General features: G+C 71.6%; 14 protein-coding genes and 1 riboswitch. Of the genes, 7 read left to right on the top strand and 7 right to left on the bottom strand.

Annotated elements, in window-relative coordinates:
* Nucleotides 1-306: 306 nt before the first annotated feature.
* The gene (locus tag ACWDO5_RS29030; RefSeq protein ID WP_450533351.1) at nucleotides 307-897 is read right to left on the bottom strand and encodes a MarR family winged helix-turn-helix transcriptional regulator; all 591 of its coding nucleotides are present in this window, start codon (nucleotides 895-897) and stop codon (nucleotides 307-309) included.
* Between the two features lie 148 nt (nucleotides 898-1045).
* On the opposite strand from ACWDO5_RS29030, the gene ACWDO5_RS29035 reads away from it, so the two are divergent.
* Nucleotides 1046-2320, top strand: a complete 1275-nt coding sequence (locus tag ACWDO5_RS29035) for an MFS transporter (protein WP_450533352.1) — start codon at nucleotides 1046-1048, stop codon at nucleotides 2318-2320.
* 18 nt (nucleotides 2321-2338) lie between these two features.
* On the opposite strand, the gene ACWDO5_RS29040 is transcribed toward ACWDO5_RS29035, so the two are convergent.
* Nucleotides 2339-3991, bottom strand: coding sequence for an ATP-binding SpoIIE family protein phosphatase (locus tag ACWDO5_RS29040; protein WP_450533354.1), 1653 nt, complete (start codon nucleotides 3989-3991; stop codon nucleotides 2339-2341).
* Between the two features lie 116 nt (nucleotides 3992-4107).
* Entirely contained in the window at nucleotides 4108-5643 is a 1536-nt protein-coding gene (locus tag ACWDO5_RS29045) for an NAD(P)/FAD-dependent oxidoreductase (RefSeq protein WP_450533355.1), read from the bottom strand.
* A 326-nt stretch (nucleotides 5644-5969) separates the two neighbouring features.
* On the opposite strand from ACWDO5_RS29045, the gene ACWDO5_RS29050 reads away from it, so the two are divergent.
* Entirely contained in the window at nucleotides 5970-6728 is a 759-nt protein-coding gene (locus ACWDO5_RS29050) for a TetR/AcrR family transcriptional regulator (RefSeq protein ID WP_450533357.1), read from the top strand.
* 219 nt (nucleotides 6729-6947) lie between these two features.
* On the top strand, nucleotides 6948-8927 hold the full coding sequence (locus tag ACWDO5_RS29055) for a sigma-70 family RNA polymerase sigma factor (RefSeq protein ID WP_450533358.1): 1980 nt from the start codon (nucleotides 6948-6950) through the stop codon (nucleotides 8925-8927).
* Nucleotides 8928-9024: 97 nt separating this feature from the next.
* On the opposite strand, the gene ACWDO5_RS29060 is transcribed toward ACWDO5_RS29055, so the two are convergent.
* Nucleotides 9025-11133, bottom strand: a complete 2109-nt coding sequence (locus tag ACWDO5_RS29060; protein WP_450533359.1) for an asparagine synthase-related protein — start codon at nucleotides 11131-11133, stop codon at nucleotides 9025-9027.
* A gap of 767 nt (nucleotides 11134-11900) precedes the next feature.
* On the opposite strand from ACWDO5_RS29060, the gene ACWDO5_RS29065 reads away from it, so the two are divergent.
* The 4 genes from ACWDO5_RS29065 to ACWDO5_RS29080 all read left to right on the top strand — a co-directional run bounded on the left by ACWDO5_RS29065 (nucleotide 11901) and on the right by ACWDO5_RS29080 (nucleotide 16990).
* Nucleotides 11901-13319 carry an MFS transporter gene (locus ACWDO5_RS29065; protein WP_450533360.1) on the top strand — a complete coding sequence of 473 codons (1419 nt, stop codon included), beginning with the start codon at nucleotides 11901-11903 and terminating at the stop codon, nucleotides 13317-13319.
* Nucleotides 13320-13328: 9 nt separating this feature from the next.
* Entirely contained in the window at nucleotides 13329-14678 is a 1350-nt protein-coding gene (lhgO, locus tag ACWDO5_RS29070) for an L-2-hydroxyglutarate oxidase (RefSeq protein ID WP_450533361.1), read from the top strand.
* 116 nt (nucleotides 14679-14794) lie between these two features.
* Entirely contained in the window at nucleotides 14795-15586 is a 792-nt protein-coding gene (gene trmB, locus ACWDO5_RS29075; RefSeq protein WP_450533362.1) for a tRNA (guanosine(46)-N7)-methyltransferase TrmB, read from the top strand.
* Nucleotides 15587-15646: 60 nt separating this feature from the next.
* Nucleotides 15647-16990: a PrsW family intramembrane metalloprotease gene (locus tag ACWDO5_RS29080; protein ID WP_450533363.1), complete on the top strand. Its 1344-nt coding sequence runs from the start codon at nucleotides 15647-15649 to the stop codon at nucleotides 16988-16990.
* Between the two features lie 90 nt (nucleotides 16991-17080).
* Here ACWDO5_RS29080 and ACWDO5_RS29085 read toward each other — a convergent pair whose 3' ends face one another.
* The 3 genes from ACWDO5_RS29085 to ACWDO5_RS29095 form a co-directional block, all read right to left on the bottom strand.
* Nucleotides 17081-18037: an aldo/keto reductase gene (locus tag ACWDO5_RS29085; protein ID WP_450533365.1), complete on the bottom strand. Its 957-nt coding sequence runs from the start codon at nucleotides 18035-18037 to the stop codon at nucleotides 17081-17083.
* A 109-nt stretch (nucleotides 18038-18146) separates the two neighbouring features.
* On the bottom strand, nucleotides 18147-19211 hold the full coding sequence (locus ACWDO5_RS29090) for a M23 family metallopeptidase (protein ID WP_450533366.1): 1065 nt from the start codon (nucleotides 19209-19211) through the stop codon (nucleotides 18147-18149).
* 10 nt (nucleotides 19212-19221) lie between these two features.
* Nucleotides 19222-19376, bottom strand: a riboswitch (cyclic di-AMP (ydaO/yuaA leader).
* 264 nt (nucleotides 19377-19640) lie between these two features.
* Nucleotides 19641-20804 (bottom strand): PP2C family protein-serine/threonine phosphatase, encoded by a 1164-nt coding sequence (locus ACWDO5_RS29095; RefSeq protein ID WP_450533368.1) that lies wholly within the window; start codon nucleotides 20802-20804, stop codon nucleotides 19641-19643.
* Between the last annotated feature and the right edge of the window lie 232 nt (nucleotides 20805-21036).

The following is a 21036-nucleotide window of genomic DNA, read 5'->3' on the forward strand; positions in this document are numbered from 1 at the left end:
TCGGCTTTCCGGCGGTTCCGACTCTATCAGATCCTTTCGGGCCTGATTCCCGGTCGAACTCGGGTTGCCTTTCCGGCCGTTGAGCCGTTCCGACGTCCAAACTCTAGCGGATTCCCCAGGCGACTCATAATCGAGCCCTCGAAATGAATTGCGGCATGCCGAAATTCATCCCGGCTGGGAGATCGTGCTGAGTTGGTTGCCGCATTCGCGGCGGGAGTGGCTGTCGCAGAACCGTTCAGGCTCCGTGACAACTCGAAGAACTTTACGTACACGTGACGGGTGTGTCAACTCCACCCCGCCGACGCCCTAGTCCAGGTCGGTGAGCCGGCCGCCGGCGTCCGGCTGGGCGTGTTCCACGCGGCGCAGGACGCGGATCAGGAGTTCACCGAGCAGGGCCCGCTCGTCCGCCGAGAGGTCCTGGAGCAGGTCCTCCTCGAAGTTCGTGGCCATGCGCATCGCCTCGAGCCACTTCGTACGGCCCTCGTCCGTCAGCTCCACGATGACCCGCACCCGGTTGGTCTCGTCGCGGTCGCGGGTAACCAGGCCGTCGTTCGCCATGCGGTCGATGCGGTGGGTCATCGCTGCCGGGGTGAGGCCGAGTCGCTTCGCGAGTTCGCCCGGGCCCATCCGGTACGGGGATCCCGCGAGCACCAGGCTCTTCAAGACCTCCCACTCGGCGTTGCTGATTCCGAGCTCGGCGACCTGGCGGCCGTAGGCGACGTTCATCCGGCGGTTGAGACGGCCCAGGGCCGAGACGACCTTCTCGACCTGGGGGTCCAGGTCACCGAACTCGCGCTGGTAGGCGGCGATCTGTTCGTCGAGGCTCGGCTCCTGGAGGCCGGGGCCCGGGCCGCGCGACTCGGGACCCTTGCGGCTCTCGGGGCTCTCGGTTGGCATGCGCCGAAGTATCGCACGGGGTGCGTTGGCATTGAAGTCCTTCACTGTGTATTGTTGAGGTTCTAACTTTACTATTGAAGTCTTCAGGCTTCAGTCCTTCAAGATCTTGAGGTAGGTGAGTGTGACCAGGAGGGCGACGGGTGCAGCGATGCGCCGGATTCAGGCGGGGAACGCGCTGAGCGCGTTCGGACTCGGCTTCACCGTTCCGTATCTCTACGTCTATGTGGCGCAGGTGCGGGACCTGGGCGCGACGACGGCCGGTGCCGTCCTCGCGGTCTTCGCGATGGCCGCACTCGTCGCTCTCCCCTTCACCGGGCGGGTCATCGACCGGCGCGGACCGCTGCCCGTGCTGGTGGGGGCCGCCATGCTCGCGTCCGCCGGCGCGGCATCGATGGGGCTCGCGGGGAGTGCGCCGGCCGTCGTGCTGTCGGCCGCGCTGCTCGGGGCCGGCACGGCCGTGATGCAGCCCGCCCTCGCGACGATGATCGTCTGGTCCTCGGACACCTCGACCCGTACGCGCGCCTTCGCCATGCAGTTCTTTCTGCAGAACCTCGGGCTCGGCATCGGCGGCCTGATCGGCGGGCACATCGTCGACGAGAACCGGCCGGGCAGCTTCATCCTGCTGTTCGGCATCGAGGCCGCCATGTTCCTGGTGCTCGCGGGGATCGCGTTCAGTGTGCGGCTGCCGCGTTCGCTCTCGTTGCAGGAGGCGCGGCCCGAGAACGCCGAGGCCAAGGCCAAGGGCGGGATGCGCGCCCTGGTCGGGCACCGGGCCATGGTGCAGCTGTGCGTGCTGGGTTTTGTCCTCTTCTTCGCCTGCTACGGACAGTTCGAATCGGGACTCGCCGCGTACGGGACCGAGGCCGCCGGGATCCAGCCCGCGACCCTCGGGACGGCGCTGGCTGCCAACACCGCGGTGATCGTCGTCGCGCAGTTCGTCGTGCTGAAGTTCGTCGAGCGGCGCAGGCGCAGTCGGGTGATCGCGGCCGTCGGGCTGATCTGGACCGTCGCGTGGATCGCGGCGGGGTACGCGGGGCTCGGGCACGGCAGCCAGACGATGGCGACCGCCGCGTTCATCTCCACGTACGCGCTCTTCGGGCTCGGCGAGGCCATGCTGTCGCCGACCGTCGCGCCGCTTGTCGCCGATCTGGCGTCGGAGGCGATGGTCGGGCAGTACAACTCCGCTTTCGCCCTGGTCAAGCAGCTCGCGCTGGCGGTCGGTCCGGCCGTGGGCGGCCCGATGGGGGCCGCGCTGCACGGGCCGTACATCGTGACGTTCGTGCTGTTCTCGCTCGGCATCAGCGTGCTGGCGCTGCGGCTGGGCAGACGGCTCACTCCCGTACAGGACCAGCCCTCGCTCGTGTCGAGGTCGCGGGTGGTGGCCACGCACAAGCCGGCCGAGCAGCTGGAGCCCGCTGCCTGACGAGGCACGCGGGAAGGACTACGCGGGCAGGGCGAACTCGCACCACACCGCTTTGCCGCCGCCCGGAGTGCGGCGGCTCCCCCAGGACGAGGCGATCGTCGCGACGATGGAAATCCCGCGGCCCGCCTCGTCCTCCGTATCCGCCCGGCGGCGGCGCGGCAGGTGGTCGTCGCCGTCCGTCACCTCGATGATCAGGCGGCGGTCGGTGCGGCGGAGTCTGAGGCGCATGGGCGGGATGCCGTGCTGGAGGGAGTTGGCGACCAGCTCGCTGGCGGCCAGCACCCCCAGGTCGTGCAGCTCGGGCGAGAAACGCCAGGAGGCCAGGACGCCGGAGGCGAAGGCGCGGGCACGCGGCGCCGCTTCGATGCCGCCGAGCAGCTCGAGGGCGGCGTTGTGGAAGAGCTCGGCGGACACGCCCGTACGCGTGGGGTGCTGCACGACCAGTACGGCCACGTCGTCGTCGTGCTCTGCGGTCACTCCCAGCGAACGGATCAGCCGGTCGCAGACAACCTGCGGTGTGCCGGTCGCTCCGCTCAGCGCGCGCTCCAGGGCGGCCACTCCCTCGTCGATGTCCTCGCCGCGGCGCTCGACAAGACCGTCCGTGTAGAGGACGGCACTGGAGCCGGGCGGGAGGGCGATGGTGCCGGACGTGTGGAGCCAGCCGCCGGTGCCCAGCGGCGGGCCCGTCGGTTCCTCGGCGCGGCGGACTGTGCCGTTCTCGTCCCGCACGAGGATCGGGAGGTGACCCGCCGACGCGTAGACGAGCCGGCCTTCGTTCGGGTCGTGGACGGCGTAGACGCAGGTGGCGATCTGGCTGGCGTCGATTTCGGAGGCCAGGCCGTCGAGCAGCTGGAGCACCTCGTGCGGCGGGAGGTCGAGGCGGGCGTAGGCCCGTACGGCCGTGCGGAGCTGGCCCATGACGGCGGCCGCGCGCACGCCGCGGCCCATCACGTCGCCGATGACGAGCGCGGTGCGGCCGGCGCCGAGGGTGATGACGTCGTACCAGTCGCCGCCGACCGCGGCGTCCGTGCCGCCCGGTTGATATGTCGCGGCGATGCGAAGATCGTCGGGCTGCTCCAGCTCCTGCGGGAGCAGCGACCTCTGGAGGGTGACAGCGGTCTCGCGGTGGCGGCGCTCGCTGGCACGCAGCCGCTCGGCGGCTTCGGCGTGGTCGGTGACGTCGGCGGCGAAGACGAGGACTCCGCCGCCTTCCTTGGGGCTCTCGGCGGGCAGGCAGGTAACGGTGTACGAGCCTTGGCCGCGGACCTTGCGGGACTTGACGGTGCGGGGCTTGCCGCTGCGCAGCACCTGGTCCATGAGCGGCAGCAGGCCCAGTTCGGCGAGCTCGGGGCAGGTGTCGGCGGCAGCCGCGCCGACCGGGCGGGGGCCGAAGGCCGAGGCGTACGCGTCGTTGACGTACGCGACGCGGTGCTCGGTGCCGTACACCAGGGCGACCAGGGCGGGCAGTCGGCCGAGGATCTCGGGTACGGAGAAGTCATCGAGGGCGGGGACGTCGGACAGGGGCTCCGGCCGCTGTTCGTACTCACCGCGGGCCGCCGGCACGGAGCCTTCCCCTCGCTGAGCGGGGGAGATCTCACGGTCGGTCCTCCGCGCTGCGGCGCGACGCTGCGTCGTCCCAGGGAGCCTTGCGCTCCAACGCGTGAAGTTCACTGACTTTCTAGCCTCAATGGTTGTCGCCAAGGGTCACTCTGTGCAGGTGTGAGCCCACCTATGGTCACACGTCCAGTGTGACCGACCGGACTGACAGTCCTCGTCGTCCGGTTCCCTCAGTTCCCTCTGGAGCCGCTCCGCGGGCCGCTTTCGGAGCCGGGCTCGGGTTCGGGCTTCGGCCCGGGCGGGGAACCGGGCTGGGGGCCGGGCGGGGAACCGGGTTTGGGCCCCGGTTTGGGGCCGTGGTGCGGTCCGCTGTCGGGCCCGTGGCCCGGGCGTTTGCCGCCCGCGGCGAGTTCGAATTCGGCGCGCGGGTGTTCCAGCGAGCCGAGGGAGACGATCTCGCGCTTGAACAGCCCGGACAAGGTCCACTCGGCGAGCACCCGGGCCTTGCGGTTGAAGGTGGGGACGCGGCTGAGGTGATACACGCGGTGCATCAGCCAGGCCGGATAGCCCTTGAGCTTACGGCCGTAGACATGCGCGACGCCCTTGTGGAGGCCGAGGGAGGCGACCGATCCGACGTACTTGTGGGCGTACTCCTTGACGGGCTCGCCGCGCATCGACGCCGTGATGTTCTCGGCCAGGACCTTGGTCTGGCGCACGGCGTGCTGGGCGTTGGGCGCGCATTCCTTGCCCGGTTCTTCGGCGGTTACGTCCGGGACGGCCGCGGCGTCGCCGGCTGACCAGGCGTGGTCGACGCCGGCGACGGTGAGCTTGGCGGTGCAGACGAGCCGGCCGCGCTCATTGAGCGGCAGATCCGTGGCGGAGAGGACGGGAGCCGGCTTGACGCCCGCGGTCCAGACGACCGTGCGGGTCGGGAAGCGGGTGCCGTCGCTGAGTACGGCGATACGGTCCTCGCAGGAGTCCAGGCGGGTTTCGAGGCGTACGTCGATATTGCGCGAACGCAGCTCGCGGATGGCGTACTTGCCCATCTTCTCGCCGACCTCGGGGAGGATGCGGTTGCTGGCCTCGACGAGGATCCATTTCAGGTCCTCGGGCTTGATGTTGTGGTAGTAACGCGCGGTGTAGCGGGCCATGTCCTCCAGCTCGGCGAGTGCCTCCACGCCCGCGTAGCCGCCGCCGACGAAGACGTAGGTGAGGGCCGCGTCGCGGATCGCGGGGTCGCGGGTGGAGGAGGCGATGTCCATCTGCTCGATGACGTGGTTGCGCAGGCCGATGGCTTCCTCGACGGTCTTGAAGCCGATTGCGTATTCGGCGAGACCGGGGATCGGGAGGGTGCGGGAGATCGAGCCCGGCGCTATGACGAGCTCGTCGTACGTGATCTCCACCGCGCCGGTGCCCTCCTCCGCGGTGGCGAGTGTGGTGACGGTCGCGGTGCGCTTGCCGTGGTCGACTGCCTTGGCCTCGCCGATGACGATCTTGCAGTTGTCGAGCACTCTGCGCAGGGGGACCACGACATGACGCGGGGAGATGGAACCGGCGGCCGCTTCCGGGAGGAAGGGCTGATACGTCATGTACGGGTCGGGCGTGACCACCATGATCTCCGCCTCGCCGCGTGCCAGCTCCTGCTTCAGTTTCCGCTGGAGACGCAGTGCCGTGTACATCCCGACGTAGCCGCCACCGATGATGAGAATGCGCGCGCCCGGCGGGGGGCCGGGGGTCGTCCCCCGGAAGTTAGCAGCCTTCACCATCCCATGAGGCAACGGCCTCAGGCGTTTGTCCACAGCCCCGGCAAATTGTGTGACCGGAGGCTTCGCGCCACTCTGCGGCGGCGCTCCGCCGGGCGGCGGGGAAGGTGTGCAGGTCAGACCCTGCGAGGGGGGTTATGGGAGGGGGCCTAAACAGGAACCTTCCGGCCCTTGCGCCGATCGGGGGGCGCTCCGTGCGGAACTACCCCCTTCTGAATTGACCCTGGCTCAACTATGTTCGTACCTCGTCGGGGTGTCCGGTCAAGGCACGCTCGACAGACTGGGCGGGGAGGTCTCCGGGGGGAGACATCATGACCGGGGGAACGTGTATGACCATTCAGAATTCGCATTGGCAGGCTGCCGTCGCACAGGGTTCGGCGGCCGACGGGATCGGACGGGCGGGATCGAGCGGGGCCAGCCGCTCGGCGCCGCTGCGTGTGGACGCACAGCGCAATCTCGAGCATGTACTGCGGGCGGCTCGCGAGGTGTTCGGCGAGCTGGGGTACGGCGCGCCGATGGAGGACGTGGCGCGCCGGGCCAGGGTCGGCGTCGGGACGGTCTACCGCCGCTTCCCGAGCAAGGACGTCCTGGTGCGGCGCATAGCCGAGGAGGAGACCTCCCGGCTGACGGAGCAGGCGCGTACGGCTCTGGGGCAGGAGGAGGAGCCGTGGTCGGCGCTCTCCCGTTTCCTTCGTACGTCGGTGGCTTCGGGCGCGGGACGGTTGCTGCCGCCGCAGGTGCTGCGGGTGGGCGTGGACGCCGACGAGTCGACGGCTGTTGTACCGGACGGGGCGCGGTTGCCGCATCAGCGGGTCGGCGCGCAGCCCGGGCTGCGGGTGGTAGGGCCGCGTCCGGTGCCGGCCCAGGAGCAGGACGACACGGGAGCGGCGGATCTGCTGGAGATCGTCGGGCAGCTGGTCGACCGGGCGCGGGCGGCGGGTGAGCTGCGCGGCGATGTGACCGTGGCGGACGTGCTGCTGGTGATAGCCACGGCCGCGCCTTCGCTGCCGGATGCGGCGCAGCAGGCGGCGGCTTCGGCCCGGCTGCTGGACATCCTGCTGGAGGGGCTGCGGCCGCGGTCCGCGTGAGGTGCGACGGCGGTAGTTAGCGCTCCGCCCCCTCTGTCCTGCTCGCCAACTGACTTTTGCACAAGGCAGGTTGAGCCTTCCCGAACGAGTGAGGGACAGCTCGGATTCGGGAAGGCTCCCCGGATGAGTGGTTGACGTTGCAGGGGGTACGGACCCATGGCGCTCTGTGGCACTCTGGGCCGGTGTTCGGGTCTGATGGTGCTTACGGGGGCTTCCGCGATGAGCGGTGACGGTCGGGACGAGTCACTCGACGGATCGGGCGGCACTGAGCCGGCCGAGCTGCCATCTCGGCAGGTGCCCAGCCAGGGCGGGCCCGGTGGGTCGTCCGCGGCGCCCGGCGCCGCGGGTCCTGCCGGTGCGTCCGGCGTGTCCGGTTCCGGGGTGGGTGGCGCGCACGAGCATGCCGTGCCGTCGCAGCCCACGGGCGGGAGCCTCGACTCCGTAACTCCGCCGCCAGAACTGCCGGCGTCCGACGCCGAATTGCTCCAGCGGATGCGCGACGGCGACGACAGCGCCTACGAGGAGCTGTTCCGCCGCCACTCGGTCGCCGTCCGCCGATATGCGCGCACCTGCTGCCGGGACGCGCACACCGCCGACGATCTGACGGCCGAAGTGTTCGCGCGGACACTGCAGGCGGTACGCGGGGGCTCGGGGCCCGAGCAGGCCGTGCGGGCGTATCTCCTCACGACCGTCCGGCGCGTCGCCGCCGCCTGGATGAAAACGGCAAAGCGGGAGCAACTGGTCGAGGACTTCGCGGTGTTCGCCGCGGAGGCCGCCCGCAGCTCGGATGCGGCCAGCGACGCCGCGCTCGATCTGGGCGCCGATGTGCGCGCGATGCACCAGGCGGAGCAGTCGCTGGCGGTCCGGGCCTTCCGCTCACTGCCCGAGCGCTGGCAGGCGGTGCTCTGGCACACCACCGTCGAGGAGGAGTCGCCGAGCGAGGTCGCGCCGCTCTTCGGGCTGACCGCCAACGCCACGGCGGTGCTGGCCAGCCGGGCCCGCGAGGGCCTCAAGCAGGCCTATCTGCAGGCTCATGTGAGCAACGCGCTCACCTCGGGCGGCGACTGCGCCCGGTACGCCGACCGGCTGGGGGCGTATGCCCGCGGGGGTCTGCGGATGCGGGCCGAGCGAGGGCTGCGCAAGCACCTGGACGAGTGCGCCAAGTGCCGGCTGGCCGCGCGGGAGCTCGCGCATGTCAACGCCGGGATTCCGGCGCTGCTGCCGATCGCGGTCATCGGCTGGTTCGCCGCCGGTTACTCCCTCAAGGTCGCCGGGGTCGTGGCCGGGGCCGCGGGGGCGGCGGGGGCCGGTGCGGCCGCCGCCACGGGCGGTGCGCCCGGCGCCTCCGGAGGTGCGGCCGGTGGAACAGCGGCATCGGAGGGGCTGGGCGCACCGGCGAAGGCGAGTATCGCGGCGGCGATTGCCATCGCGGTGGCCGCCGGGCTGGTGTGGGCGTTCTCGGGCGACGACCCCCAGACCGCGCCGAAGCCCGAGGCGAAGCCCGCGGCCGTGCTACCCGTAGTGCCGCAGAAGCCCGCGCCGTTACCGAAACCGGAGCCTCCGGGCCCGCCCGCGCTGGAGCAGGCCCCGCCGCCGGGGAATTCCTCGCCGGCGGCGGGGCCCACGGCGACCACCGAGCCAACCATGGAGCCGACGCCGACACCCTCGCCTGCCCAGCCAGGGCCCAAGCTGCCTGCCCCGCCCGCCCCCAAGCCCACGCCGAAGCCGACGCCCACCCCGTCCACCCCGCCTCCCGCGCCGGCCTTGCGGGTCTACCAGGTCAACCGGCTGGAGTACGGCGTGCGGGGCGACCACACCGGGCCCGAGGTCCGCCTGCGTGGGAGCACCTGGCTCTGGCAGCGCTCGGGCATGTCGATCGACGGCACGCGGTACGGACACGGGGTGACCGTGCACGCCAAGTCCTCCGTCACCATCGACCTCAACCGGCAGTGCGCCGGTTTCGACGCGCTGGTCGGCGTCGACGACCTGACGCTGGGCCTGGGCGCGATGCGCTTCTCCGTCCACGGCGACGGTGCTCGGCTGTGGCGGTCCCCAGTGATGCGCGGTGGGGACGCGGCCGTGCCGGTCCATGTGTCGCTCGCCGGAGTGAAGACGATCCGGCTGGTCGTCGAACCGCTCAGGGCGCTCGACTCGGCGGCCCTCGGAGACTGGGCCCTGTCCCGGATCAGCTGCCGCTGACAGGACCCGGCCGCAGTCCGGCCGCAGGGTCTCGGCGCCCACACGCACCGGGGCGGCAACGCCACGGCGCCCACGGCCCCGGGCCACCCCGTAGCCGTCACCCCGACTGCAGCGTCGGTCTCGGCGGAACGCCTCCCGCCACCGCCCGCTGCCTCGGCGCCGCCGTGCCCGTCCAGCATGTACCCCGGCGCGAGAGCAGCCTCCGTAGCCACAGTTCCGTCGAGATCAGGTCCGCCAGGCCGTCCAGCGGGACCGGTTCGCCCTCGGACGCCGCGCGGAGGGCCTTGCGGATGACGCGGGCCTCCACCAGGCCCGCGTCCGCGAGCAGCGGGGCGTCGAAGAGTGCGATCAGGTGGGGGAGCGATGCGCGCAGACCCGTGCGGGCCGCTGCCGTGGACAACGCTTGGCTTGTCGCGCCCCAGCCCGGGGGCAGGTCGTGGATGCCCGCGCCCGCGAGGACCTTGCGGAGGATCTCCGCGCGGGCGCCCGGCTTGACCCGTAGCGATTCGGGAAGGTCGCGGCAGGCCCGTACGACCTGGTTGTCCAGAAAGGGCGCATGCAGGCGCTGACTGCGGATCTCCGCCGCCTGTTCCAGGATCCGCTGGTCCGACGCGTGGCGGGTGAGCGCCGCCCGGGCGCGGGCCTCGCCGGGGCGCAGGACCGACGTCGGGCGCGTCGCCGCCCCCGTCAGGCGAACCGATACTTCAGCAAGCGCCTCACCCGTCAGCCAGCGCGCCGCAGGCCCCGGCCGGGACCAGGTCAGCGCAGCGAGCGACGCCCCCAGCGGTCCGGTGCCACCCCGCAGGCCGCCGGGACGGTTCGCCTCGAGCAGCCGGTCCGCCGCCGTCTCCAGGCCGGTGCGGTAGGGCGTACGGGCCAGCCGCCGCGCCGCCCGGTACAGAGTCACCGGGATGAACAGCGACTGCGGCGAGGGACCCTCGGCGCGCGCCAACGCCGCGGCCGGGCGCAGCAGATGGCGACGCCGCCGGTCCAGCAGCAGGTCCGCCAGGCGCGCCGGATGCGCGTCCAGGACCTGCCGCGCACCCGCCCCCGTGAAGTGGTCGGCGCTCCCCGCGGCCAGCCGGCTGCGGTTACGCTCCGCCGTGACCAGCGACGGCGCGGGCTCGTCGGTCAGCGGCCCGTCGAGGCCCGCGTACGGCAGGCTCTCCTCCCCGGCCGCGACCACCACATGGTGCAGCCGCGGATTCGCCGCGATCGCCCGCGCCCGTTCCAGCTCGGCCTCTTCCGCCTCACGCCCGCCCGTCGCCAGATCGTTGAAGGTGACGGCGAGCAGCCGCTCCCCCGCGCCCGTGCCGTGGCCGAGCACCGTGCCGGGCCGTCCCGGCAGCCCCGCCGCCAGCAGCGCGATCGTGCCGGACGCACTGCCGCCGGACAGGTCCGCGCCGATCCCCGGAGCCGGACCCCCGCGCGCGGCGCGCCGTTCCGCAGGCCCCATCCCCGGTACGGGGCCGGGGTCGGGCGGCAGGGTCTCGGGCGCGTGTCGCGGCGCGGTGAGCCTGGCCCGTACCGCATCGATCAGCGCGTCGCGTACGCCGTTCACCGCGCGCTCCGCCTCGATCTGCGGCCCGGCCACGGCGAGCGAGGCGACCCGCTCGTATCCGGTGATCTCCCTCGACCCCTCGCGCAGGATCAGCGCGTGCCCCGGTGGGATGCGCTTCACACCGTCGTACGGAGTCGAGTCGCGCAGCGCCTCCGGCGTCTCCGGACAGGCGAGCAGCGCCGCCAAGTGCCCAATGTCCAGCTGTGCTTCGATCAGGTCGGCGAGCGGCAGCGCGGCGGTCGCGTACGCGGTGCCGTTCGCCCACGGCGTGTAGAAGACGGGTCTCGCCCCGGCGAGATCGCCGACGATCGTGATCCGGCGGCCGGCCTGCACAACGCACGTATAGCTGCCGGCCCACGCGGTCAGATGCCTGAGCGCCCCGCCGCGCGCCGCGAAGAGCCCGACGCGCAGTTCCTCGTCAGTGGCCGCGCAGCAGCCGAGGACAGCAAGCTTGGTGATGGCATCGACGGTGACGACGCGCACCTCGTCGGGTCGCCAGTCACCGACCGCCCAGAGCGGATCCGGGTCGCCCCAAAGGAGTTGGGCGCCCACGGGGTGGACGGTGCGGCCCTCGTCGGACGAGCCGACGGCCCCGGCCGTACCGAAGTTCGCGGCGATACTGCTCCAGCCCACCAACCACCGCATCGCCGCCTCCACAGGCTGTGGACAAACCCGGCCCCTGGCCGTTGCCGCCCGGGAAGTTGCCGCTTCGAGAACATGCTGCCACGTAGGCGGCGCACAGGAGGGGCTCCGGATCGCACGCGCAGAAAGGGAACGCGCCCCTGGCATTGGCGATTTGGCGACGTTCCAGGACACATCCAGGACACGACGGGAAGGACGGCCGACGCCCACACAGGCGCAAAAGGGATGCGAAGGACGGTCAGCATTCAGCCATTCTGCGGATATCCTCACGGCCGCTGACCCGTCCCCCACCGGTGCACACACGCAGTCCGGGAGGCGCTGTTCGCCTCCCGGACCGGTCCGCCACCCGCGGGGATTGAGGCAGCGGTGTCCCCCAGCCCACTGGTTCCAGTACGCAGTGGGCCGACCCACGCAGGACTCATCGAAGCGCCCGCCCACCGGCCCGGCCAGAGCGCACGGACGGGCGCACGGCCACACACCCGGAGCACGCCAGGGAGCACGACGACGACCCGCCATCCACCCGCCGTCTCCTCCAACGCACAACAATCTCGCCATACGGAACACGGCCCCTTAACGGTCGGGATGCGGCGAACTACGCTGGGTTTACTGATGTTCTCCGTACGGGTGCATATTCCGAGGGGCTCGGCCAGGTGCTTTTGCAGCCGGGACCCCAGAGCTGCTCGGAAGCTGTTCACCAGCGGAGGACACAGCACGAATGCCGTGCGCCCAGGCAGCGACGCGGCGGCCGTCTGTGTGTCGAGGGGTGGCGCATGTCCAGGGAGCAACGCGGGCCGAACGAAAAGCTCGGCACCGTTCTCGCCCTCGCGGGAATCAGCAACGCCGGCCTCGCCCGGCGGGTCAACGACCTCGGCGCGCAGCGCGGTCTGACCCTTCGTTACGACAAGACCTCCGTGGCGAGATGGGTGTCCAAGGGCATGGTGCCGCAGGGTGCCGCGCCCCATCTCATCGCCGCCGCGATCGGCGCCAAGCTGGGCCGTCCGGTGCCGCTGCACGAGATCGGTCTGGCGGACGCCGACCCGGCCCCCGAGGTCGGGCTCGCCTTCCCGCGCGATGTGGGCGAGGCGGTGAAATCGGCCACCGAGCTGTACCGCCTGGATCTGGCGGGGCGGCGGGCGGGCAGCGGCGGCATCTGGCAGTCGCTGGCCGGTTCCTTCGCGGTGAGCGCTTACGCGACGCCCGCGTCCCGATGGCTGATAACCCCCGCCGACTCGTCGGTCGAGCGATCGGTCGACGCGGCGGACGACACCCCCGCCCGCGTGGGTCACAGCGACGTGGCCAAGCTCAGGGAGGCGGCGGAGGACGCGCGGCGCTGGGACTCCAAGTACGGCGGTGGGGACTGGCGTTCGTCAATGGTGCCGGAGTGTCTGCGGGTGGACGCCGCGCCGCTGCTCCTGGGGGCGTATTCGGACGAAGTGGGGCGCGCGCTGTTCGGCGCGGCCGCCGAACTGACCCGGCTGGCCGGGTGGATTGCCTTCGATACGGGCCAGCAGGAGGCGGCGCAGCGGTACTACATCCAGGCGCTGCGGCTGGCCCGCGCGGCGGCGGACGTGCCGTTAGGGGGCTACGTACTGGCTTCGATGTCGCTGCAGGCGACGTACCGCGGCTTCGCGGACGAGGGCGTGGACCTGGCCCAGGCGGCCCTGGAGCGCAACCGTGGACTCGCCACCGCCCGCACGATGAGCTTCTTCCGGCTGGTGGAGGCCCGGGCGCATGCGAAGGCGAGCGACGCGCCGGCGGCGGGGGCCGCGCTGAAAGCGGCGGAGGGCTGGCTGGAACGCTCACGGGAGGGCGACGCGGACCCGTCCTGGCTGGGCTTCTACTCGTACGACAGGTTCGCCGCGGACGCCGCTGAGTGCTACCGCGATCTGAAGGCGCCGCGCCAGGTGCGGCGCTTCACCGAGCAGGCCCTGTCGCGGCCCACTGAGGAGTTCGTTCGCTCGCACGGGCTGCGGCTCGTGGTGTCGGCCGTCGCCGAACTGGAGTCGGGAAACCTGGACGCGGCGTGCGCGGCGGGCACGCGCGCGGTGGAGGTCGCGGGACGGATCTCCTCGGCACGGACCACGGAGTACGTACGGGATCTGCTGCACCGGCTGGAGCCGTACGGCGACGAGCCGCGGGTGGTGGAGCTGCGGGAGCGGGCCCGGCCGCTGCTGGTGACTCCGGCGTAGCACGGCCCGATGGCGCGCGACCCGGCTCACCTGGCTGGTTTAAGACCATTGTCGGTGGGCCAGTGCACTATCGGGGTGGGAGGTGACGCGGTGACGGCGTCCGGGCAGGACTTCGCCCATGGCTACGGGCACAGCCATGGGCATGGCTTCGACTGTGACGTGCTGGTGATCGGCGGCGGGATCGTCGGCCTGTCGACGGCGTATGCGCTCACGCGCGCGGCTCCCGGCACCCGGGTGACCGTTCTGGAGAAGGAGCCCGGGCCCGCGCGGCACCAGACCGGCCGGAACAGCGGAGTGATCCACAGCGGGATCTACTACCGGCCGGGGTCGCTCAAGGCGCGGTTCGCGGTGCGCGGGGCGGCCGAGATGGTCAAGTTCTGCGCGGAGTACGGCATCGAGCACAAGGTCACCGGGAAGCTGATCGTGGCCACCGGCCGGGAGGAGCTGCCGCGGCTGCACGCACTGGTCCAGCGCGGCCGGGAGAACGGCATTCCGGTGCGGGAGCTGGGCCCCGCCCAGATCATGGAGTACGAGCCGCAGGTGCGGGGCCTCGCGGCGATCCGGGTCGGCACCACGGGGGTGTGCGATTTCGGAGCGGTGGCGGCGCAGCTGGGGGCCGCGTCCGACGCGGACATCCGGTACGGCGAGGAGGCCGCCGAGATCGACCGCCGCAGTTGGGGCGTCGCCGTGCGTACGGCATCGGGGGCGGTGGTCAGGGCACGGGTGCTGGTCAATTGCGCGGGGCTGCACTGCGACCGGGTTGCGCTGCTGGCGGGCGACGAGCCGGGGATGCGGATCGTCCCCTTCCGGGGCGAGTACTACGAGCTGACGCGGCCCGAGCTGGTCCGGGGCCTGGTCTACCCCGTCCCGGACCCGGCCTTCCCGTTCCTCGGGGTCCACCTCACCCGCGGCATCGACGGCGGCGTCCACGTCGGGCCGAACGCGGTCCCGGCGCTTGCCCGCGAGGGCTACAGCTGGTCGGCGGTCCGCCCCCGGGACATGGCACAGACGCTGGCCTGGCCGGGCTCGTGGCGGGTCGCCCGCAGGCACTGGCGGTACGGAGTGGGGGAGCTGCACCGCTCGCTGTCGAGACGGGCGTTCGCGACGGCGGTGCAGAAGCTGCTCCCGGCGGTGACCGAGGACGATCTACGCCCCGTCCCTGCGGGGGTGCGGGCGCAGGCGGTGCTGCGGGACGGGACGCTGGCGGACGACTTCCTGATCCGCGAGGCCCCGCGCACGGTGCATGTGCTCAACGCGCCGTCCCCGGCGGCGACGGCGTCGCTGCCGATCGGCCGCGAGGTGGCGCGCAGGGCCCTGACCGCGCTGACGGGCGGCAACCTGGCTCGTGCGAGCCGCTAGCCCGGGCGGGCCATGCCGCTCGACGCCTGATTTCAAGTCCGTCCGGCGTTCACGGACAAAGCCGACTGCCGGGCGGACGGGCTCCACCCGCAGGCCCCCGTAGAATTGACGCCACTGTGTCTGAGCTCCGAAACCACACCCCCGACGGCCCCCCGGCCCCCATCCGCGCCAACCGCGAGCCCCGCTTCCCCGGCGGGCCCGTCGCCGATCCCGCCGGGTCGCACCATGAGCGGCGTATCCGCAGCTTCCAGCCGCGGCGGAGCCGCGTGACCGCCGGGCAGGGCGACGCGCTTCAGCGGCTGTGGCCCGTCTGGGGTCTCGACATCGACGGGCACCGCGTCCTCGACCTCGATGAGATGTTCGGCGGGCTGCCCGTCGTCCTGGAGATCGGGTTCGGGATGGGCGAGGCCACCGCGCAGATGGCCGCCGAGGACCCCGCCACCGGGATTCTGGCCGTCGACGTCCACACCCCCGGCCAGGGCAATCTCCTCGGTCTCGCGGAGCGGAACGGGCTGTCCAACATCCGGGTGGCCAACGGCGACGCGATCATCCTCCTGCGGGAGATGCTCCCGCCCCGCTCGCTCGACGGGCTGCGCGTCTTCTTCCCCGACCCCTGGCCCAAGAAGCGGCACCACAAGCGGCGGCTGATCCAGCCCGAGTTCCTCTCCCTCGCCGCCACCTGCATGAAGCCCGGCGCGATCCTGCACTGCGCGACCGACTGGGAGCCGTACGCCGAGCAGATGCTCGAGGTGATCTCCGCGTACCCGGACTTCGAGAACACCCAGGAGGACGGCGGCTACGCCCCGCGCCCCGCCTTCCGCCCGCTCACCCGGTTCGAAGGACAGGGCCTGGACAAGGGCCACAAGGTGCACGACCTGCTGTTCCGCCGCGCGTTGGGACCCGCGTAACCCTGAGTAGCACCCCGGACACCATCGCCAGTTGTCAGTGTCCCTCGTTAGGGTCAATGGGTGTCCGAGTCGCCCCCGCAGGACCCCGCACCGCATCCGGCGGTCCCGGCGTTCGAGGAGCAGCACCTCGCCGAGCTGCTCACCGCCGTACCGGAGCGTGCCCGCTGGCGCTACAAACCGCGCCGCGCCTCCCGGCTCTGGCACAGCAGAGCGGTACGGGCGGGGGCGCTGATCACCCTCCTCGCCCTCTCCGGCCTCGTCATCCTCGCGCTCGTACGCGAACAGACCGGCACCCACGGCTTCCTGGTCGGTCTCGGCCTCGCGACCCTTCCCGTCCCGCTCCTCACCGCGGCCTTCCGCTGGCTGGACCGGGTCGAGCCGGGCCCCTGGCGGAATCTGCTGTTCGCGTTCGCCTGGGGCGCGTTCGCCGCCGCCCTCGTCGCGATCATCGCGAACTCCTTCGCGACCCGCTGGATAGCCACCGCCACCGCCGACCCGGCGAGCGCGGACACGCTCGGCGCGACGGTGATAGCCCCGATCGTCGAGGAGAGCGCGAAGGCCACGGCGATCCTGCTGATCTTCATCTTCCGCAGACGGGACTTCACCGGGATCGTCGACGGCGTGGTCGTGGCCGGCTTCACCGCGACCGGCTTCGCCTTCACCGAGAACATCCTCTACCTGGGCACCGCCTTCGGCGAGGACCAGGAGATAGGCACATCGGGGTTCGCCTCGGTGACCGCGGCGACCTTCTTCGTACGCGTCGTCATGGCGCCGTTCGCGCACCCGCTCTTCACCGTGCTGACCGGCATCGGCTTCGGGATCGCCGCGCGCGCCGCCCAGCGCCAGCGCATCCGCCGGATCGTGCTGCCGCTGCTCGGCCTCGCCCTCGCCATGGGCATGCACGCCCTGTGGAACGGCTCGTCGTCGCTCTTCGGCCCGTGGGGCTTCTACGCCGTGTACGGAGCGTTCATGGTCCCCGCCTTCGGGCTGCTGACCTGGCTGACGATCTGGACCCGTCAGCGCGAACTGCGCACGATATCCGCCGAGCTGCCCGCGTACGCCGCGGCCGGCTGGCTGACCGCCGCCGAGCCGCCGGCGCTCTCCTCGATGCGGGCGCGCACGATGGCCCGCGAGGTCGCCCGCCGCGCGCACGGACCGGCCGCCGCGCACGCCGTGTCGGAGTACCAGCGGTTCGCGACGTCCCTGGCCTTTCTGCGCCACCGGGCCCACCGCGACGCGGCGGGCCCGGACTTCGCGGAGCGCGAGCAGGAGCTGCTGCACCACCTGTGGCAGCGCAAGGACGTCGCCGGTCCCGCGCTGACGTACGCGGCACGGGCGACGGGCCGGGTACGGACACCGCCGCCGCACCGCGACTACGGCGGCTACAACCCGTACCGCGGCTAGGCCCTGTCCGCCCGGACAGGGCCTAGCCTTCACCGGGCCTCCGACGGACCCGATGTCCTCAATGGCCCCCAGACCTCGTCCGGGGGAACCTCACGCGCTCGAAGTGGCCGACGCCGCGGTCAGCTCGGCCAGCTCGTCGGCCGTCAGCTCCAGCTCGGCGACCGCGGTCAGCGCGGGCAGCTGCTCGACCGTGCGGGCCGAGGCGATCGGCGCGACGACGGTCGGCTGCGCGGCCAGCCAGGCGAGCGCGACGGTCGCGACCTGCGCGCCACGTGCCTTGGCGACCTTGTCGAGCGCAGCGAGGACCGTCAGGCCCGGCCCGTTCTCCAGGTGCTCGCCGGCGCCCGCGGCCCGTGCGCTGTCCACCGTCACACCCGGCCGGTACTTACCAGTGAGGAAACCGGACGCGAGCGCGGAGTAAGGGACGGCAGCGAGCCCGGCACGGGCGACGGTGTCTTGTAGATCGCCCTCGTACGTATCGCGGGAGATGAGGTTGTACTCCGGCTGCAGGGCGACATAACGGGCAAGCCCCTCGCGCTCCGAGAAGTCCAAAGACGCCTGGAGCCGCTCTGCGCTGATGTTGGACGCGGCGATGGCACGGACCTTGCCGTCCTGCACCAGCTGGTCGAGGGCGGTGATGATCTCCTCGACGGGGACGCTCAGGTCGTCGTAGTGCGTGTAGTACAGGTCGATGTAGTCGGTACGCAGCCGCTTCAGGGATTCCTCAGCCGCGGCCTTGACAATGTTGGCGGACAGTCCCTGGTACTGGGGGTGCGCGCCGACCTTGCTCGCGACGACGACGTCGGAGCGGTTGCCGCGCGCGGCGAGCCAGTTGCCGATGACGGTCTCGGACTCGCCGCCCTCGTTGCCCGGTGCCCAGTAGGCGTACATGTCGGCAGTGTCGACGAAGTTGCCGCCGGCGGCGGTGTACGCGTCGAGCACGGCGAAGGACTGCGCCTGGTCGGCGGTCCAGCCGAAGACATTGCCCCCGAGGGCGAGCGGGGAAACAGCGATGTCGGACGAGCCGAGAGTTCGGAGAGTAGTCATGGTTTGATCAACGGCCGTGGTGGTACGCGCTATTCCGTTCTACGCGCTGTACCGGCAGCCCTGGCCTCGGGGGGTGTGCGCCAGGGCTGCCGGGGACTGTGGCGCACGATCAGATGCTGAGGCCCTTGCCGCGCAGCCACGCCATGGGGTCGAGCCCCGACCCACCCGGCGTGTGGACCTCCAGGTGCAGGTGCGGGCCCGTCACGTTGCCCGTCGCGCCGACGCGGCCGATCGTCTCGCCCGTCGTCACCTGCTGGCCCGCGCTCGCGGTCATCGAGGACAGATGGCAGTACCAGACCTCGGTACCGTCGGCGAGCTCGAGGACGATGCGGTAGCCGTAAGAGCCGGACCAGCCCGCCGACTTGACGGTGCCGCCGTGGACCGCCTTGGCCGGCGTGCCCGTCGGGGCGGCGAAGTCCAGGCCGGTGTGGTGGCCCGAGGACCACATGGAGCCGGACTCGCCGTACGTGGAGGTGATCGTGTACGAGGACGTGGGCAGGGCGAAGCTCTTCGCGAGCTTGGCCAGCCGTGCCGCCTCCGCCTTCGCCGCCGCCGCCTCCTCGGCCTTGCGCTTCTCGGCCTCGGCCTTGGCCTCCGCCGCGGTCTGCTGCTTCGCGGCCTCCGCCGCCGCCTTCTCGGCCGCGAGCTTCTCCGCGGCCGCCTTCGCCTCGGCGTCCGCCTCCGACTGCTGCTGCTCGGCCTGCTGGAGAATGCGGGCGCGCAGCGCCTCACCGGCGCCGGACGCGCTGTCCGTTCCGGCCCCGGTGCCGGGGTCCGCGGCGAGGGTCATCGCCGTGAGCGGGGCCGCGTTCACGTTCCCCGCGTCGGCGTCCGACGCGCCGTCGGACATCAGGGAGCCCACGCCCGGCAGGGACTGGGCATCAGGCAGGTTGTCCGCGATCGAATCGGGGAGGGATATGGAGACCGGCGGCTTGTCCTGCGCGGTGGCCATGCCGCCCGCGCCCACCGCGGCGATCACGCCGACGCCGAGCACCGTGGAGCTACGGGCGAGCCCGCCTCGCTGCTTCATGACACGGTGCCGGCCGCGCACCGGATGGACGGAATCCTCGGTGGGGTTCCATTCCTCCCATGCCCGCTCCGCCGGTTCGTCGCCGAAAAACTCAGTTTCCAGGGTTCCGAAGGGTGCTTCGGGGGCAGGCTTGTTGGACGCCACGGAGGCGTGCTCCTTCCTTCCTTCTCGCCTACCGGGTTAGCTGACGGGTTCGGAGCAGGAAGGTCTCCTACGGGCGCCTCGACCGCGGAAAGAGCGGCAAAGGTGCCCGATTCACCCCAATTGGTGGTTCCCCGGTTCCCTTGCGGGATTCGGCGCGTGCGCACGGTGCCGTCTCTTGCGACGACTGGGACGACCGCGCTGCGTTATCGAACGTTAATAGACTCCAGGGTCGTATTCCAAGCTGTTCCGACTGATCGTTAACGACTTCGGCGGGGACTTACCAGGACACAAGCGGCCGGAGTCGGGCGACTTGATCGGCACTCAGATCGGGGCCCCCACCTGACAGTGCATCAAATGTTATGCGGAGGGGTGCGCTTCGACTACGCACAGTGTCGGCCCTGCGTCGGCCCCGTGGCCGCGCGATGGCCATCACCTGCTCCGACGGTCAGAGCCTCCCAGAGCTCTGACCACCGGCACGATCCTGCGGCGGTCCGGCTGTCCCTCGGTGGGACGGCTGACCGCCAGCAGCGCCATGTCGTCCGTGGCTGCGCCGCCCGTATGCCGTCGTACGTCGTCGACGAGCGCGTCCAGCAGCTCCTCGGGCCCGGGAAAGAGCCGGCCCGCGAGCCGCTCGCCGAGGTCGTAGAAGACGCCGCCCGCGTCGCGCGCCTCGGACAGGCCGTCCGTATAGAGGAGCAGCGTGGCCCCGGGGGGGAGCGGATGCGCCTCCGACCGGTCCGGCCACGCGCCCAGTTCGCCCATTCCCAGGGGCAACGCGGGCCAGGTCGGCTCCAGGATGTCCAGGTCCCCGTCGGCGTACAGCACCAGCGGCTCCGGATGGCCCCGGTTCACCACCCGCACCACGGCGTCGCCGCGCGGGATCTCGGCGAGCACGGCGGTGGTGAACCCCTCGACGGCGTCCAGTTCGTCCCGCCGCGTGCCCTCGCGGGTCAGCGCCCGCTCAAGACGCGAGGCGACCCCTTCGAGCGAACTCTCCTGCTCGGCCGCCTCCCGGAAGGCCCCGAGGACCACGGCCACCGCTTCGACCGCCCCCAGCCCCTTGCCCCGTACGTCCCCAACCACCAGCCTGACCCCGAAGGGCGTGTCCTGTACGGCGAAGAGGTCGCCGCCGATAAAGGCGTCCGCCTGCGCCGCCTCGTACCGCGCGGCGATGCGCAGCCCGCCGATCCGCGCGGCGGGGGCGGGCAGCACGGCGCGCTGGGCGGCCTCGGCGATCACCCGGGCGGAGGCGAGGCGCTCACGGCCGATCCGTACGAGGCGGTTGATGAGCAGCGCGAGCCCGGCGACGGTGAGCACGGTGAACAGCTCGGTGAACGACGTGACCTCGGACACGGTCTCGTTGTAGTAGCGCAGACCGAGCACCGCCAGGCTCGCCGCGATGCCGGTCAGCAGAGTGGGGATCCAGGAAAAGAAGGGCGCGGCGATCAGCGGGGCGGCCGCGAAGAACGGCACGGCCGTGAATCTGGGCGGGGTGAAATAGTCGAAGACAAGACCGCCGATGATCATCAGCGTGGGCAGCACACGGACGAAACGAGGAGCGCTGTAGACGCCGTCCTGCTGTCGGTGCCCCACCTGTGATCTCCTGCCCGTCCGCCTGGCTGCGGACGGTACCGCGCCCTCCTCAGGCTGGCTGTAGCCGCGCCGGGCGGCGACTCACCATCGGCCAACCGGGCGACGCGGGTATGGTCGAGGGGATACGACAGTGGCCCGGCACTCTCGTCGAGTGCCGGGCCACTGTCTTCAGTAGCGGGGACAGGATTTGAACCTGCGACCTCTGGGTTATGAGCCCAGCGAGCTACCGAGC

The sequence above is a fragment of the Streptomyces sp. NPDC000880 genome (assembly GCF_053599675.1).

What these genes read in the sequence shown, in the direction of transcription:
- ACWDO5_RS29060 (WP_450533359.1), bottom strand. Translation starts at nt 11,133, where the DNA reads ATGCGGTGGTTGGTGGGCTGGAGCAGTATCGCCGCGAACTTCGGTACG.
- ACWDO5_RS29030 (WP_450533351.1), bottom strand. Translation starts at nt 897, where the DNA reads ATGCCAACCGAGAGCCCCGAGAGCCGCAAGGGTCCCGAGTCGCGCGGC.
- ACWDO5_RS29085 (WP_450533365.1), bottom strand. Translation starts at nt 18,037, where the DNA reads ATGACTACTCTCCGAACTCTCGGCTCGTCCGACATCGCTGTTTCCCCG.
- ACWDO5_RS29050 (WP_450533357.1), top strand. Translation starts at nt 5,970, where the DNA reads ATGACCATTCAGAATTCGCATTGGCAGGCTGCCGTCGCACAGGGTTCG.
- ACWDO5_RS29055 (WP_450533358.1), top strand. Translation starts at nt 6,948, where the DNA reads ATGAGCGGTGACGGTCGGGACGAGTCACTCGACGGATCGGGCGGCACT.
- ACWDO5_RS29045 (WP_450533355.1), bottom strand. Translation starts at nt 5,643, where the DNA reads ATGGTGAAGGCTGCTAACTTCCGGGGGACGACCCCCGGCCCCCCGCCG.
- ACWDO5_RS29035 (WP_450533352.1), top strand. Translation starts at nt 1,046, where the DNA reads ATGCGCCGGATTCAGGCGGGGAACGCGCTGAGCGCGTTCGGACTCGGC.
- lhgO (WP_450533361.1), top strand. Translation starts at nt 13,329, where the DNA reads ATGGCGCGCGACCCGGCTCACCTGGCTGGTTTAAGACCATTGTCGGTG.
- ACWDO5_RS29065 (WP_450533360.1), top strand. Translation starts at nt 11,901, where the DNA reads ATGTCCAGGGAGCAACGCGGGCCGAACGAAAAGCTCGGCACCGTTCTC.